General features: G+C 62.2%; 16 protein-coding genes. 10 read left to right on the top strand and 6 right to left on the bottom strand.

The window, feature by feature from the left end; translation table 11 throughout:
* Nucleotides 1-204 precede the first annotated feature (204 nt).
* Complete coding sequence (locus BHC62_RS26040; protein ID WP_169851367.1) at nt 205-1485, bottom strand: MFS transporter; 1281 nt, start codon at nt 1483-1485, stop codon at nt 205-207.
* Nucleotides 1486-2047: 562 nt separating this feature from the next.
* Between BHC62_RS26040 and BHC62_RS26035 the strand changes: the two genes are divergently transcribed.
* Together BHC62_RS26035 and BHC62_RS26030 are read left to right on the top strand one after the other, a co-directional pair.
* Nucleotides 2048-2452 (top strand): acyl-CoA thioesterase, encoded by a 405-nt coding sequence (locus tag BHC62_RS26035; protein WP_003176975.1) that lies wholly within the window; start codon nt 2048-2050, stop codon nt 2450-2452.
* A gap of 57 nt (nt 2453-2509) precedes the next feature.
* Nucleotides 2510-3397, top strand: coding sequence for a D-hexose-6-phosphate mutarotase (locus BHC62_RS26030; RefSeq protein ID WP_070996694.1), 888 nt, complete (start codon nt 2510-2512; stop codon nt 3395-3397).
* A gap of 116 nt (nt 3398-3513) precedes the next feature.
* On the opposite strand, the gene BHC62_RS26025 is transcribed toward BHC62_RS26030, so the two are convergent.
* The 5 genes from BHC62_RS26025 to BHC62_RS26005 all read right to left on the bottom strand — a co-directional run bounded on the left by BHC62_RS26025 (nt 3514) and on the right by BHC62_RS26005 (nt 7305).
* Complete coding sequence (locus BHC62_RS26025; protein ID WP_029289947.1) at nt 3514-4050, bottom strand: DUF3299 domain-containing protein; 537 nt, start codon at nt 4048-4050, stop codon at nt 3514-3516.
* A 79-nt stretch (nt 4051-4129) separates the two neighbouring features.
* Entirely contained in the window at nt 4130-4375 is a 246-nt protein-coding gene (locus BHC62_RS26020) for a GlsB/YeaQ/YmgE family stress response membrane protein (RefSeq protein ID WP_029289950.1), read from the bottom strand.
* Between the two features lie 100 nt (nt 4376-4475).
* Nucleotides 4476-5561 carry a 5-(carboxyamino)imidazole ribonucleotide synthase gene (locus BHC62_RS26015; RefSeq protein ID WP_029289952.1) on the bottom strand — a complete coding sequence of 362 codons (1086 nt, stop codon included), beginning with the start codon at nt 5559-5561 and terminating at the stop codon, nt 4476-4478.
* A 12-nt stretch (nt 5562-5573) separates the two neighbouring features.
* On the bottom strand, nt 5574-6065 hold the full coding sequence (purE, locus tag BHC62_RS26010) for a 5-(carboxyamino)imidazole ribonucleotide mutase (protein ID WP_029289954.1): 492 nt from the start codon (nt 6063-6065) through the stop codon (nt 5574-5576).
* 316 nt (nt 6066-6381) lie between these two features.
* Nucleotides 6382-7305: a LysR substrate-binding domain-containing protein gene (locus tag BHC62_RS26005; protein WP_029289957.1), complete on the bottom strand. Its 924-nt coding sequence runs from the start codon at nt 7303-7305 to the stop codon at nt 6382-6384.
* A 180-nt stretch (nt 7306-7485) separates the two neighbouring features.
* Here BHC62_RS26005 and aspA point away from each other — a divergent pair, with 180 nt between their 5' ends.
* The 8 genes from aspA to BHC62_RS25965 all read left to right on the top strand — a co-directional run bounded on the left by aspA (nt 7486) and on the right by BHC62_RS25965 (nt 15159).
* The gene (aspA, locus tag BHC62_RS26000) at nt 7486-8910 is read left to right on the top strand and encodes an aspartate ammonia-lyase (RefSeq protein WP_038444539.1); all 1425 of its coding nucleotides are present in this window, start codon (nt 7486-7488) and stop codon (nt 8908-8910) included.
* A 548-nt stretch (nt 8911-9458) separates the two neighbouring features.
* Complete coding sequence (locus BHC62_RS25995; RefSeq protein WP_050492657.1) at nt 9459-10295, top strand: ABC transporter ATP-binding protein; 837 nt, start codon at nt 9459-9461, stop codon at nt 10293-10295.
* A 39-nt stretch (nt 10296-10334) separates the two neighbouring features.
* The gene (locus tag BHC62_RS25990) at nt 10335-11327 is read left to right on the top strand and encodes an ABC transporter substrate-binding protein (RefSeq protein ID WP_029289963.1); all 993 of its coding nucleotides are present in this window, start codon (nt 10335-10337) and stop codon (nt 11325-11327) included.
* A 28-nt stretch (nt 11328-11355) separates the two neighbouring features.
* Nucleotides 11356-12129 carry an ABC transporter permease gene (locus BHC62_RS25985; RefSeq protein ID WP_029289965.1) on the top strand — a complete coding sequence of 258 codons (774 nt, stop codon included), beginning with the start codon at nt 11356-11358 and terminating at the stop codon, nt 12127-12129.
* Nucleotides 12129-12893 (top strand): SDR family oxidoreductase, encoded by a 765-nt coding sequence (locus BHC62_RS25980; protein ID WP_371128936.1) that lies wholly within the window; start codon nt 12129-12131, stop codon nt 12891-12893. The genes BHC62_RS25985 and BHC62_RS25980 overlap by 1 nt, the downstream gene beginning before the upstream one ends.
* A 13-nt stretch (nt 12894-12906) precedes the next feature.
* The gene (locus BHC62_RS25975) at nt 12907-13446 is read left to right on the top strand and encodes a cupin domain-containing protein (RefSeq protein ID WP_029289969.1); all 540 of its coding nucleotides are present in this window, start codon (nt 12907-12909) and stop codon (nt 13444-13446) included.
* A gap of 4 nt (nt 13447-13450) precedes the next feature.
* On the top strand, nt 13451-14329 hold the full coding sequence (locus BHC62_RS25970; protein ID WP_070996691.1) for an alpha/beta fold hydrolase: 879 nt from the start codon (nt 13451-13453) through the stop codon (nt 14327-14329).
* Entirely contained in the window at nt 14326-15159 is an 834-nt protein-coding gene (locus tag BHC62_RS25965; RefSeq protein WP_029289973.1) for an IclR family transcriptional regulator, read from the top strand. The genes BHC62_RS25970 and BHC62_RS25965 overlap by 4 nt, the downstream gene beginning before the upstream one ends.
* Nucleotide 15160: the final 1 nt, after the last annotated feature.

Here is a 15160-nt window from a genome sequence, read left to right as displayed (position 1 = left end):
TGACAATTAGATGAAAGGCCAGTATTGGCAGCGCAAGCGGATACGGGAGAGGAGCTGAGTAAATGCGGGGGCGAGGCGAGGAATTGCGGTAATTCAGAAACACTCTGTAAACGTTGACTGCCTACAACACCTTGCCGGCGATGGAGCCCTTGAGTCGTACGCTGACCAAGGGACGCCATCGCCGGCAAGCCGGCGCCTACAGGTTCAGCGCCCGCGCTTCCACAGGTACCCGCCCACGACCATCCCCATCACACAGAGGATGGCAACGTAGTAAGCCGGGCCCATCGGGCTTTCTTTCATCAGCAGCGATACCACCAGCGGCGTCAGACCACCGAACACGGCGTAGGCAACGTTGTAGGAAAACGACAGGCCGCTGAAACGCACTACCGGCGGGAAGGCCTTGACCATCACGTAGGGCACCACGCCAATGGTGCCGACAAACAAACCCGTCAAGGCATACAGCGGGAACAGCCAGTCCGGGTGATCCAGCAGGCTGTGATACAGCGTCCACGAGGTCGCGAGCAGCAACGCGCAACCGGCGACCAGCACACGGCCCGCACCAAAACGGTCAGCCAGCGCGCCGGACGCGATACAGCCAAAGCTCAAGGTGACGATCGCCAGGCTGTTGGCCTGCAACGACACCGTCGGGCTGAAGTGGTAGATGGTCTGCAGCACCGTCGGAGTCATCAGGATGACAACGACAATGCCGGCCGACAGCAGCCACGTCAGCAACATCGACAGCACGATGGCGCCACGGTGGTCGCGCAATACCGCACGCAACGGCAACTCGGCCGCCAGGGTCTTGCGCTGCTGCATCTCGGCGAAGATCGGCGTTTCGTGCAACCAACGGCGCAGGTACACCGAAAACAGGCCGAATACACCGCCCAACAGGAACGGAATCCGCCAGGCGTAATCGGAGACCTGCTCCGGGGTGTAGGCCGTATTGATCGCGGTGGCGACCAGCGAGCCCAGCAAAATCCCGCCGGTCAGGCCGCTGGTCAGGGTGCCGCAGGCGTAGCCGATATGCCGTGGCGGTACGTGCTCGGACACAAACACCCACGCCCCCGGCACTTCGCCACCAATCGCCGCGCCCTGGATCACGCGCATCAGCAGCAACAGGATCGGTGCCCACAGGCCAATCTGCGCATAGGTTGGCAGCAGGCCCATGATCAGGGTCGGTACGGCCATCATGAAGATGCTCAGGGTGAACATCTTCTTGCGCCCCAGCAGGTCGCCGAAGTGCGCCATGATGATCCCGCCCAGCGGCCGCGCCAGGTAGCCGGCGGCGAAGATGCCGAAGGTCTGCATCATGCGCAGCCATTCAGGCATGTCGGCGGGGAAGAACAGCTTCCCGACCACCGTGGCGAAGAACACGAAGATGATGAAGTCGTAGAACTCCAGCGCACCGCCCAGGGCGGACAGCGACAGGGTCTTGTAATCGTTGCGGTTCAGCGGGCGGGCGGGCGGCGCAATGCTTGAAGGCACTGTGGTCATGGCAAGGCTTCTCTTATTAGGTCAGATCAGGAATCCGCAACGGCTTGGGTTTGGCCCGGCAGGTCCGGCAAGATAGCAAATTGCCCGGAAAAGCACAGTCTAAACGCCTGCACGGCGGTTGGCGCCAACTCGCAAAGTCACCCCCTTGCGAGGCCCGCCCGTTCCCTCTTCGAATTATTGTCGGGGACCGAAAACGCCAACAAATACTGGGGCGCCGGGTTCAAAATAAACAATGGTCAAACCCCTCAAGTTGCATGACTGTTTTGGCCATTTTATTGACGCCTGCCAAACCCTGTAGATAGATGTACAAAATCAGGACCCGGTGGTCGTCGTGCAGGCTATCGACCGATATACTCCCCACCTTGCACCGGCATATCAGTGGAAGTTGCGCGAAAACGTCGTTGGCACCGGCCAGCCGATTTCGCAGAGTTTCCCTTAAGGCGCCTTTCGAAAAACGTGACGAACGTAGTATGTTCGGGGCTGAATCGTTTTTCCAAGACGGCTATTCACCGATTACATATTCCAAGAGTCACGGGTCAGAGGCACCCCCGGCATGATCGAACTCGAACAAGAAGATCCTATCCCGCAAGGCGATCTCGCCCTGCAAATCACCGCACTTCCCCGTGAAACCAACGGTTTCGGCGATATTTTCGGCGGCTGGCTGGTCGCGCAGATGGACCTGGCCGGCACGGCAATGGCCAGCAAGGTCGCCGGCGGCCGCGTGGCTACCGTGGCGATCGATCGCATGGCGTTCCTGGTTCCGGTGGCGGTGGGCGCGCAGTTGTCCTTCTACACCCAGGCCCTGGAAATCGGCCGCAGCTCGATCCAGATGATGGTCGAAGTGTGGAGCGATGACCCGCTGTCCAGCGAATGGCGCAAAGTCACCGAGGCGGTGTTTGTGTTCGTCGCCATTGATGGCAGCGGTCGCACCCGCTCGGTTCCGTCACGGGCGCGTTAAACCTCACGGCGGTTTGACGGTCCATTGCCCCATTGCCTGTCATTAAGAGAGCCCTGTATGCCTACGCCCCACGTTGAAACCGTGAAAATGGATGAGCTGGACTGCTGGCGCATCCGCCACAACGGCGCCGAAGTGCTGGTGGCCCAACAGGGTGCGCACGTCTTCAGTTACCAGCCGGCCGATGCAAAACCGGTGATCTGGCCCAACGACAAGGCGGTGTTCAAGCAAGGCAAAGGCATCCGTACCGGCGTGCCGGTGTGCTGGCCGTGGTTTGGTGTATTCGAGCGCAACCCGCAAAGCGTCAAGGCGATGCGCCAGAGCGACCAGCCGGCCGGCGCCCATGGCTTTGCGCGTACCGCCATCTGGACCTTGGTCGGCGTGCAAGACAATCGCGTTGAATTGGCGCTCATTGCGCCAGCGGGCGGTTTCCCTGGCTGGCCGCATCAGGTCGATCTGAACATGAGCCTGCTGCTGGACGAGCAACTGCATATCCGCCTGACCAGCCACAACCGTGGCACCCACACGGTGACGATCAGCCAGGCGCTGCACAGCTACTTCGCCGTCAGCGATGTGCGCAACGTGCAGGTCGAAGGCCTGGATGGGCTGGACTATATCGATACCGCCGACGGTTGGGCGACCAAGAAGCAATCGGGCCTCCTGCACTTCACTGCCGAGACCGACCGCATCTACCTCGACACCCCGGCCCAATTGAACATCGTGGATAACGACTGGCAGCGGCGTATCCAACTCACCAGCGAAGGGTCGAAATCGACGGTGATCTGGAACCCCTGGACTGAACGCGCCAAGGCTTTCGATGACATGGCCGACGATGGCTGGCAGGGCATGCTGTGCATCGAAACGGCCAATGTGCTGGACGATGCAGTGGCGCTGGCACCGGGTGCGAGCCACACCATGGGCGTGAGCATCGCCAGCCTGCCCCTGTAGACCCAATGTGGGAGCGGGCTTGCCCGCGATAGCGGTGGGTCAGTTAACGAAATGTCGACTGATACACCGCCATCGCGAGCAAGCCCGCTCCCACAGGGGGGGATTTGTGGCGCTGGTTACAGGTCTGACTCCTGCACCACCCGCACCACACCCGCATCCAGCGCATACGCCGCATCCGCCAGGTCGTTGTTGACCGTCTCCACCTTCAACGTGCCGGTGACCCACAACGGCGTGTAGATATCATCGAGCTTCAAACCCTTGGGATAGCGCACCAACACCAACTGGTTGGGCGGTGGCGGCGGCACGTGGATGCAGGCGCCCGGGTACGGCACCAGGAAGAACAGGGTACTGCGGCCCTTGGCATCGGTTTCCAGGGGCACCGGATAGCCACCCAGGCGGATGTGCTTGCCATTCATGGCGCCCACGGTCTTGGTCGAATACATCACGGCCGGCAAGCCCTTGCTCTGCTTCAAGCCACCCTTTTCGGTAAAGGTGCCCAGGGCCTCTGGGGAGTTGTGGTCGATATCCGGCATTTGTTCGAGGGCTTTCTGGTCTGACTTGGGCATCAGTTCCAGCCAGTCGGTTTCCGGCAGCTCAGCGGCGTGGGCCAGGCTTGAACCCAGCAAAAGGACAGTCAACAGGAGGCGGCGCATGAAGGTGGCTCGGCAAATAAGAACAGTGCCGGCATTCTAGCCCCCTGCGCCTGCGCAGCGCAGAGGGCTTGTCGCTAAATCACTTCTTTTTCAGCAGACCGTAGATCACCAGCAACACAATGGCACCTACCAACGCGCCAATGAAGCCTGCGCCCTGGCCTGCCTGGTAGATACCCAGCGCCTGGCCACCATAGGTCGCCGCCAGGGAGCCGGCGATACCCAGCAGGATGGTCATGATCCAGCCCATGCTGTCGTCGCCTGGTTTCAGGAAACGCGCCAGCAGGCCGACGATCAAACCGATAAAGATGGTCCCAATGATACCCATGGCATTTCCCTCTGAATGAAAGTTAGCTGAAGCCTAGTCAGACTTTGGCATCCTGCAATCAGAGGATGGCGGTCACCAATGGTTCCCGCCGCTCCACGGGTTATTGCGCGGCAATCAGCGCCTGGACCTTGGCGATTTGCGCATCAAGCGTCGCGCGGTCCTTGCAACGCAGGTTGGCGTGACCGACCTTGCGCCCGACCTTGAAAGCCTTGCCATAGTGATGCAGGTGGCAGTCATCAATCGCAATGACCTGGTCAACCGGCGGCACCACGCCAATGAAGTTGAGCATCGCGCTCTCGCCGACCTTGGCCGTGGAACCCAGTGGCAAGCCCGCTACCGCCCGCAGGTGGTTTTCGAACTGGCTGCACTCAGCGCCTTCGGTGGTCCAGTGCCCGGAGTTGTGCACGCGCGGGGCGATTTCGTTGGCCTTGAGGCCACCGTCGACTTCAAAGAACTCGAACGCCATCACGCCGACATAATCCAGTTGCTTCAATACGCGGCTGGAATAGTCTTCGGCCAGGGCCTGCAACGGGTGATCGGTGCTGGCCACGGACAACTTGAGGATGCCGCTGTCGTGGGTGTTGTGCACCAACGGGTAGAAGCGGGTTTCGCCATCACGGGCGCGTACGGCCACCAGCGAGACTTCGCCGGTGAACGGCACAAAGCCTTCCAGCAGGCAGGCGACGCTGCCCAGCTCGGCGAACGTGCCGACCACATCGGCTTCGGTGCGCAAGACTTTCTGGCCCTTGCCGTCATAACCCAGGGTGCGGGTTTTCAGCACAGCCGGCAGGCCGATGCTGGCGACGGCAGCATCCAGGTCCGCCTGGGACTGGATATCGGCGAACGCCGGGGTCGGAATGCCCAGGTCCTTGAACATGCTCTTTTCGAACCAGCGGTCACGGGCAATGCGCAGCGCTTCGGCGCTTGGGTACACCGGCACGAATTGCGAGAGGAACGCCACGGTTTCAGCCGGCACGCTCTCGAACTCGAAGGTCACCAGGTCGACTTCATCGGCCAGTTGGCGCAAGTGGTCTGGGTCGCTGTAGTCCGCCCGCAGGTGTTCGCCCAGGGCCGCCGCACAGGCGTCCGGCGCCGGATCAAGAAACGCGAAGTTCATCCCCAGCGGAGTGCCCGCCAAGGCCAGCATGCGACCCAGTTGGCCGCCACCGATTACACCGATTTTCATCAATCAACAACCTCAGGCGATGCGTGGGTCTGGATTGTCCAGGACGCTGTCAGTCTGTTCGGCGCGGAATTTCTTCAGGGCCGCGTGGAACTGTGGATGCTTGGCGCCCAGGATACTGGCAGCCAGCAATGCCGCGTTGATCGCACCAGCCTTGCCGATCGCCAGGGTCGCTACCGGAATCCCGGCGGGCATCTGCACGATGGACAACAGCGAATCCACGCCCGAGAGCATCGACGACTGCACCGGCACGCCGAGTACCGGCAAGTGGGTCTTGGCCGCACACATGCCCGGCAAGTGGGCGGCGCCACCGGCACCGGCGATAATCACCTCGATGCCACGGGATTCTGCTTCATCGGCATACTGGAACAGCAGGTCTGGCGTGCGGTGGGCAGAGACCACCTTCACTTCAAACGCAATGCCGAGCTTTTCCAGCATATCGGCGGTGTGGCTAAGGGTGGACCAATCGGACTTGGAGCCCATGATCACGCCAACCAATGCACTCATCGTCGTGCCTCTTCTCTCTGGGCGCCCGCAGGCGCGTCAAAAAACAACAAGCCACGCGGGAAATCCGGCGTGGCTTGTTGTACGAATTAAGGCCGGTTGGACCGGCCGAAGGCCGCGCAGTATACCGTAATAATGCAGATAAACAGCCCCTTGGGTGACCATCTGTCTTACACCTCAAACAGGCGGTTTTATTGACTTCCAGGTCAGCGAAAACACCACAAAATACTGTGGGAGCTGGCTTGCCTGCGATGGCGGAGGGTCAGTGCCTGAAATGTCAGCCGATACACCGCTATCGCAGGCAAGCCAACTCCCACATTTAACCGCGCTCAGCCGCCGGGGACTGCGCCGCGCCGCCTTCCAGCTTGCGCCACAACAACCGCACGTTGGCCTTGCGCACCAACGCGCAGCGATACAGGCGAATCTCCAGCGGCACATGCCACTGCGCCCCGCCGCACACAACCAGCTCGCCGCGCGCCAGTTCGGCGCGCACGCTCAACTGTGGCACCCAGGCAATTCCCAATCCTTCCAGGGCCATGCTTTTCAGGCTATCGGCCATCGCGGTTTCGTAAATCGTGGTGAAGCGCAGGGCACGTTGGCGCAAGAGCAGATTGACCGAGCGCCCGAGAAACGCACCCGCACTGTAGGCCAGCAGCGGCACACTGCCCTCGCCCTCCAGGTCAAACAACGGCTTGCCATCGGCATCGGCGGCGCATACCGGGAGCATTTCGGTGTTGCCCAGGTGCAACGACGGGAAAATGTCCGGGTCCATCTGCATCGCCGCATCCGGGTCGTAGAACGCCAGCATCAGGTCGCACCCGCCTTCGCGAAGGGCATGCACGGCGTCGCCGACGTTGGTGGCCACCAGACGTGTGGCGATGTTCAGCCCTTCGTTGCGCAATTGCGCGATCCAGCGTGGGAAAAAGCCCAACGCCAGGGAGTGAGCGGCAGCCACTTGCATGACTTCGCCCTGACCACCTTCCAAATGATGCAAATGGCGCAGTACTTCGCCCAATTGCTCGACCACCGTGCGCGCGGTGACCAAAAACAACTGCCCCGCCGCGGTCAGTTCGACGGGCGTGCGCGAACGGTTGACCAACGTCAGCCCCAGGGCCGCCTCGAGGCTGCGGATGCGTCGACTGAAGGCCGGCTGGGTGACGAAGCGCCGCTCCGCTGCCTGGGAGAAGCTGCGGGTGGCCGCCAGGGCGCTAAAGTCTTCCAGCCATTTGCTTTCAAGGTTCATCTGATTCTCCAGGGCATGCACCATTTTGGCACACACGCCCGCCATGATAACCGGGTCACATCAACATTATGCCGTTTGTGCATAGGCCAGTGCTTAATAGCATTGGCCCAAAAACTCCCACAAGCCTAGCATTCACAGCGTTCCGGCCTAGCCCGGGTCCATATCGAGATGATTTCCGTCATGTCCTCCGCTGCATCATTCCGCACAGAAAAAGACCTGCTTGGCGTACTTGAAGTACCTGCTCAAGCGTATTACGGCATCCAGACCCTGCGAGCTGTGAATAACTTCCGTCTCTCCGGCGTTCCGATTTCGCATTACCCGAAATTGGTGGTCGGTCTGGCAATGGTCAAGCAAGCCGCCGCAGATGCCAACCGCGAGTTGGGCCAGCTCAGCGAAGCCAAGCACGCTGCCATCAGCGAAGCCTGCGCCCGCCTGATCCGCGGTGACTTCCACGAAGAGTTCGTGGTGGACATGATTCAAGGCGGCGCTGGCACTTCAACCAACATGAATGCCAACGAAGTCATCGCCAACATCGCGTTGGAGGCCATGGGCCACAACAAGGGCGAATACCAATACCTGCACCCCAACAACGACGTGAACATGGCGCAGTCGACCAACGACGCCTACCCGACCGCGATCCGCCTGGGTCTGCTGTTGGGCCATGACGCGCTGCTGGCCAGCCTCGACAGCCTGATCCAGGCGTTCGCCGCCAAAGGTGTCGAGTTCGGCCACGTCCTGAAAATGGGCCGCACCCAACTGCAAGACGCCGTGCCGATGACCCTCGGCCAGGAATTCCGCGCCTTCGCCACCACCCTGGGTGAAGACCTGGCACGCCTCAAAACCCTGGCTCCGGAGCTGCTGACCGAAGTCAACCTGGGCGGCACCGCCATCGGTACCGGCATCAACGCCGACCCGCGCTACCAGGCCCTGGCCGTACAACGCCTGGCCACCATCAGCGGCCAGCCGCTGGTACCGGCGGCCGACCTGATCGAAGCCACCTCCGACATGGGCGCTTTCGTGCTGTTCTCCGGGATGCTCAAGCGCACGGCGGTGAAGCTGTCGAAGATCTGCAACGACCTGCGCCTGCTGTCCAGCGGCCCACGTACCGGGATCAACGAGATCAACCTGCCAGCGCGTCAGCCAGGCAGCTCGATCATGCCCGGCAAGGTCAACCCGGTGATCCCGGAAGCCGTGAACCAGGTAGCGTTCCAGGTCATCGGTAACGACCTGGCCCTGACCATGGCGGCCGAAGGCGGCCAGCTGCAACTGAACGTGATGGAGCCGCTGATCGCTTTCAAGATCTTCGACTCGATCCGCCTGCTGCAACGCGCCATGGACATGCTGCGCGAGCACTGCATCGTCGGCATCACCGCCAACGAAGCCCGCTGCCGCGAACTGGTGGAGCACTCCATCGGCCTGGTCACTGCGCTGAACCCGTACATCGGCTATGAAAACGCCACCCGCATCGCGCGTATCGCCCTTGAAAGCGGCCGCGGCGTGCTGGAGCTGGTGCGCGAAGAAGGCTTGCTCGACGACGCCATGCTCGACGACATCCTGCGCCCGGAAAACATGATTGCCCCGCGTCTGGTGCCTTTGAAGGCCTGAACGCATGTAGCACCGCTCACCAGGTTGAGGGACTAGACACCTCTCACCCTTTTGAGGGCTTGAAGACTTGCTCTTCAGGCCCTTTTTTTTGCCTTTTTTAACGCCTGCCCCCTGTAGGAGCGAGCTTGGCTCCGGGCGGCGTTCCGACGAAAAACCCGAGACCGCCGCGCTTATCCAGGAAGCCCGCGTTTTCGTTAACGTTCTTCGCGAGCAAGCTCGCTCCTACAACTACCTATATAGAAACGCACAGCTGCGTTTTATATATAAAACAAATAAGCCCCTTCGTAACTTCTCCGCGTTACCCGAAAAAGCACCGAGTTCTCGCAACTTCCCAAAACATGCCCGGGCAGTGTGCAATTTCGTGCCATATAAGAACCAACGTTTCATATATGAAACATTAAGCCTGCAACTATTTATATCCAAACAACTGATATCAAAAGACATTTACTAAAAAACTGTAGGAAATAACCCCCTGGCATTGTTCATGCACTAAACGGCGTATCACCTATAAAACAGACCAGAGAACCTACCTGATGGCTGTGAAAGAGATGTACGCCGTGACGCCCCAATGGAATAACCCCGCTCTCAAGGAAGAGCTGGAGCCGACTGAAATTGAATTTCGCAATGTCGGTAAATGTTTCCCGGCCAAGGGTAAAGCGGACGCGCCCTTCGCCATTCGCGAGGTGAACTTCAAGATTCGCCGGGGTGAAGTGGTGTCGATCATCGGCCCATCCGGTTGTGGCAAGAGCACCATTTTGAATATGGGCTCGGGCCTGTACCGGCCCAGCGAAGGTGAAGTGTTCGTCGGTGGCGAGCCGGTCACCGGGCCCGTGCCGCAGGTCGCGTTCATGTTGCAAAAGGATCTGCTGATGCCTTGGCGCAGCATCCGCCGCAACGTGGAGCTGGGCCTGGAGATCCAGGGCGTGCCCGCCGCCACTCGGCAGAAGGTGGCCCTGGACCTGCTCGACCGCTGCCACCTCAACGGTTACGCCGATCACTACCCGTTCCAGCTCTCCGGCGGCATGCGCCAGCGCGCCGCCCTGGCTCGCACCCTGGCCATCGACCCACAGGTGCTGTTCCTCGACGAGCCGTTCTCGGCCCTCGATGCCCAGACCAAGATGATCCTGCAACAGGACATGGCACGGATGCTGTTCGACGAAAAGAAGACCGCCCTGTTCATCACCCATGACCTGATCGAAGGCATCGCCATGTCCGACCGCTTGCTGGTCATGAGCGCGCGCCCCGGCACGATCATCGAAGAAATCAGCATTGACCTGCCGTTTCGCGACAACCCCCTGGAGCGCCGCAAGCTGCCGGAAATCGGCCCGCTGGTAGGCCGCCTGATGGAGTTGCTCCAGGTCGGCGCCGACACCGAACTGCACTGATCACCGCCCTCGCGGCCCCCAACCGATTCAGGAGTCCCCATGCTCAAGTCTCTGTTTCAACGTCTTTGCGCCCTCAGCCTGGGCCTCGGTATGGCCTGCGCCGCCCAGGCACAGCCGACCAAGGTCACTTACCTGCTGCCGGCGCCGCCCAACTCGCCCGCGTTCGCACCGTGGATCATCGCCAAAGAAAAGGGCTACTACACGGCCCAGGACCTGGACCTGACCTTTATCGCCGCCAAAGGTGGCGTGGACGTGGCCAAGCAGATCGGCGCCGGTAACGCGCTGATCGGCGGCGCCATCGGTGACACGCCGATCGTGGTGCGGGCCAATGGCATCCCGGTGCGCGCCGTGGCGGTGCTGGGTGACGGCGGGGTGACGATGATCGCCACCAATGCCAAGGACAACATCAACAGCATCAGCGACCTCAAGGGCAAGACCATGACGGTGATGTCGTACTCCGACACCACTTACTACGCCCTGCTCGCCTCGCTGCGCAAAGCCGGGCTGGGCAAGAACGATGTGGACATCCAGGCCGCCGGCCCCGCCGGGGTCTGGCAGCTGTTCTCCGCCAACAAGGCCCAGGCCATGGCCGGCGTACCGGACTGGGTGATCAACGCCCAGGAAGCCGGGGTGCAGATCAAGCTGATCCCCCAGGACCAGATCTTCGAAAGCATGGCCCAGGCGATTCTCGCCTCGGACGACGCCATCAAGAACCAGCCCCAGGTTGTGCGTGGCGTGGTGCAGGGCACCCTGCAAGGCATGCGCGACATCATCCAGGACCCGCGCGCCGCCGCCGTGACCTTCGCCAAGGCGGTACCGGCCTACGCCGGCAAGGAAGACTCGCTGGAGAAGATCTTCAAGCTCTACGTCGAACACGTCTACGCCAAGCAAGCCGTGCTCGGCCACATCGATCCGGAGCATCTGGACAAGGTGCGCCAGTTCTATGTCAGCGAAGGCATCGTCACCCAGGCGACCCCGCTTGAAGAGCTCTTCACCAACCAATTCGTCGACAGCCCGGTCGCCGCACAGTGAAGCACCGGGACATTGAGGTACGCACACGATGAAAAACAACAACTCCGTGCTCGGTAGCGTCGCGCTGCTGATCCTGTTCCTGGTGCTGTGGCAATGGGGTCCGGGCCTGCTCGGCATGCCCGAGTTCGTCATGCCCAAACTCAGCCGCGTGGCCCAGGAAAGCCTGGTGATGTGGCAAACCGGCGGCCTGCTGCAACACACCCTGATCACCGCCCTGGAGATCGTCGTCGGCTTCGCCCTCGGCGCCCTGCTGGGGGTGATGATCGGCGTATCACTGGGCCTGTCGCCGGCCGCCGAAGCCATGTTGTCGCCGTACATCCTGGCGTTGCAGATCGCCCCCAAAGTCGCCTTTGCGCCGCTGTTCGTGATGTGGCTGGGCTACACCATCTACCCGAAGATCCTGATCGCCATCCTGATTGTGTTTTTCCCGGTGATGATCAACGTGCTCTCGGCGATCCGCACCGTCGACCCGGACATGATCAACCTGGTACGCACCATGAACGCCAGCCGCTGGCAGATCTTCCGCCTGGTGGAGTTCCCGTCGGCCATGGCCGCGCTGTTTTCCGGCCTGCGCATCGCCTCGACCCTGGCGGTGATTGGCGTCACCGTCGGTGAGTTGGTGGGCGGCAACCAGGGCCTGGGCTTCTTGCTGGTGGACGCCGAGGGCCAGGGCAACACCGCCGGGGTGTTCGTCGCCATTGTGGCGCTGACCCTGATTGGGGTGATCGCCTACGGTGCGGTGGTGTGGGCGGAAAAACGCGTCCTGCACTACATGCCCAAAGCCATGTTGAGCACTCAATGATGAGCGGCCATGACCTTTTGCTTGCAGGCCGCCGCGTGCTGGTCACCGGTGGTGCCCGTGGCCTGGGCTATGCCTTTGCCCAGGCCATCGGCCAGGCCGGCGCCCGTGTGGTGATCGCCGATGTGCTGCACGAACGTGTGCAGCAGGCCGCCGCCGAATTACGGGCGCTGGGCCTGGACGTACAGGCCGTGACAGTGGACCTGGCGCAACCCGCATCGATCCAGGCCTGTATCGACGCGACGATCAGCCTGCTCGGCGGCCTCGACGGCCTGGTCAACAACGCCTCGATCACCAACTCCGGCGGCAAGAGCTGCGAAGAGCTGAGCATCGACACCTGGGACCAGGTGATGCAAGTCAACGTGCGCGGCACCTGGCTGATGACCACCGCCTGCCTGCCGGCCCTGCGCGACAGCGGTCAGGGCGCCATCGTCAACCTGGCCTCGGACACCCCGCTGTGGGGCGCGCCGAACCTGTTGGCGTATGTCGCCAGCAAAGGCGCAATCATCGCCATGACCCGCAGCCTGGCGCGGGAACTGGGCAGCGACAACATCACCGTCAACGCCATCGCCCCCGGCCTGGTGCTGGTGGAAGCCACCGCCTACGTGCCCGAGGCGCGCCACCGTTTTTACAACGACCAGCGGGCCCTGCAGCGCCCGCAATTGCCCGAAGACGTCAGCGGCGCCGTGCTGTTCGCGCTGTCCGACCTTGCCCGCTTTATCACTGGACAAACCCTGCCGGTCAACGGCGGGTTCGTCATGCCTTGATCTGGAGACTGTCATGACTGATCTATCTGCCCAAAACGACACCCCAAAAAGCTGGGATCGCCCTGCCGGCGCCAGCCTGGAAAGCTGGATGAGCACGCGTATCGCCCGCTACGAGACGCGCAAGTACGACTGGGATGCGCTGAAGTTCCAGGCCGACTACGACCCCAAGTTCCGCCGCGCGCAAATGCGCTACATCGGCACCGGCGGTACCGGCATCAGCACCGACATGAACACCATCCCGTCGGAGCACTTCACCTTTTCCACCATGGTCATCCCGGCCGGCCACGAGGGCCCGCCACACCTGCACATTGACGTCGAAGAAGTGTTCTTCGTGCTGCGCGGCAAACTCAAAGTGGTGCTGGAAAAGGACGGCGAACGCTTCGAAACCATCCTCACCGACCGCGACGTGATTTCCGTGCCGCCTGGCGTGTACCGCGAAGAGATCAACATCGGCGACGAAGACGCGCTGATGTGCGTGATGCTCGGCGCGAAAAAGCCGATCACCCCGACCTATCCGCCAGAGCACCCTCTGGCCTCGATCAAGCGCGGGTAAGCCCATGTTGCCAGGACTCACTCAAGCCGCGCCGACGGCCCACCTGCAAGCCCAACTGCAGCGCGATTTCCCCCAGCAGCTGGTCGCCTCAGCAGGTGGCCAGCAGGCCCTGCGTGTCTGTGGCACGGGGCCTGCGGTGGTGTTGCTGCACGGCATCGGCTCCGGGGCGGCGTCCTGGCTGCAGGTGGCACAGCATCTGGCGGCCCAGGCTCGGGTCATCGCCTGGGATGCACCGGGTTATGGCGACTCCAGCCCCCTGGAGTCGCAAGTGCCCAAGGCCGAGCAATACGCCGCGCGCCTGGTGCAGATGCTCGATGCGCTGCAGGTGGATGAGTGCGTGCTGGTCGGCCATTCCCTGGGCGCGCTGACCGCCCTGGCATTGGCCCGCAGTGCCCAGGCCAAACGCGTGAGCCGCCTGGTGCTGATCAGCCCCGCTCGCGGCTATGGCGCGCCCGAACGTAGCCCGCAGCGCAAGCAAGTACGCCAGCAACGCCTGGACAACCTGCAACGCCTGGGCATCGCCGGGCTGGCCGCACAACGCAGCGCGCACATGCTGTCACCCCGTGCCCAGCCCGAAGCACTGGCCTGGGTCCACTGGAACATGGCGCGCCTGAACCCGCTGGGTTATCGCCAGGCCATCGAATTGCTGTGCGGCGACGACCTGCTGCGCCACGGCCAACCGGCGATGCCCTGCGACGTGCATTGCGGCGAAGCCGACGCCATCACCACCCCCGACACCTGCCTGGGCGTGGCCAAGGCCCTGGGTGCCAGCTTCAACCTGATCGCCGACGCAGGCCATGCCAGCCCCATCGAACAACCGCTGGTGGTTGCCGGTCGCCTGGCCTACGCCCTCAAACAATCCCTGACAGGTAGAACCTTATGAACGACTCAGATCTGCTGAAGGATGCCCAGGACAAATACATCGTGCCGGGCCTGGAGCGCGGCTTGCTGCTGCTCTGCGAGTTCAGCCGGCGCAACCGCACCCTGACGGCGCCGGAGCTGGCACGGCGCCTGGCGCTGCCGCGCTCGACCATCTTCCGCCTGCTGACCACCCTGGAAACCATGGGCTTCGTCACCCGCAGCGGCAACGAATACCGCCTGGGCATGTCGGTGCTGCGCCTGGGCTTCGAGTACCTCGCGTCGCTGGAGCTGACCGAACTGGGGCAGCCACTGCTGGCGCGGTTGTGCGACCGGGTGAACTACCCCAGCAACCTGGTGGTGCGCGATGGACGTTCCATCGTGTACGTGGCCAAGGTCTCGCCGCCGTCGGTGTTCTCCAATGCGGTCAACGTCGGCACCCGGTTGCCGGCCCATGCCACGGTGCTGGGGCGCATCCTCCTCGAAGACCTGTCCCTGGCCGAACTGCGCGAGCTGTACCCCGAGGAGCATCTGGAACAGCACTCCCATTGCACACCCAAAACCGTGATGGAGCTGTTCGACTTGCTCCAGGCTGACCGCCAACGCGGTTTTGTCAGCGGCGAAGGATTCTTTGAGTCGGCGATTTCCACCGTCGCCGCCCCCGTACGCGACCAGAGCGGCGACATCGTGGCGGCCCTTGGCGTGACCATCCCCACCACGCAAATCGGTCATGTGAATTTTGAAGAGCTGTTGACCCAGGTCCGGCGCAGCGCCGACGAGTTGTCGCGCCTGCTCAACTACAACGGCGGCGCCCACAGCGGCCAGCCCCGCGTCACTGCCTTGATGAGAGATTGAG

It is taken from the genome of Pseudomonas sp. 06C 126 (assembly GCF_001855215.1).
In the GTDB taxonomy this organism is placed as follows: Bacteria; Pseudomonadota; Gammaproteobacteria; order Pseudomonadales; family Pseudomonadaceae; genus Aquipseudomonas; species Aquipseudomonas proteolytica.
Note: the sequence above shows the minus strand (reverse complement) of the source record. Positions and strands in the feature narration are given on the sequence as shown.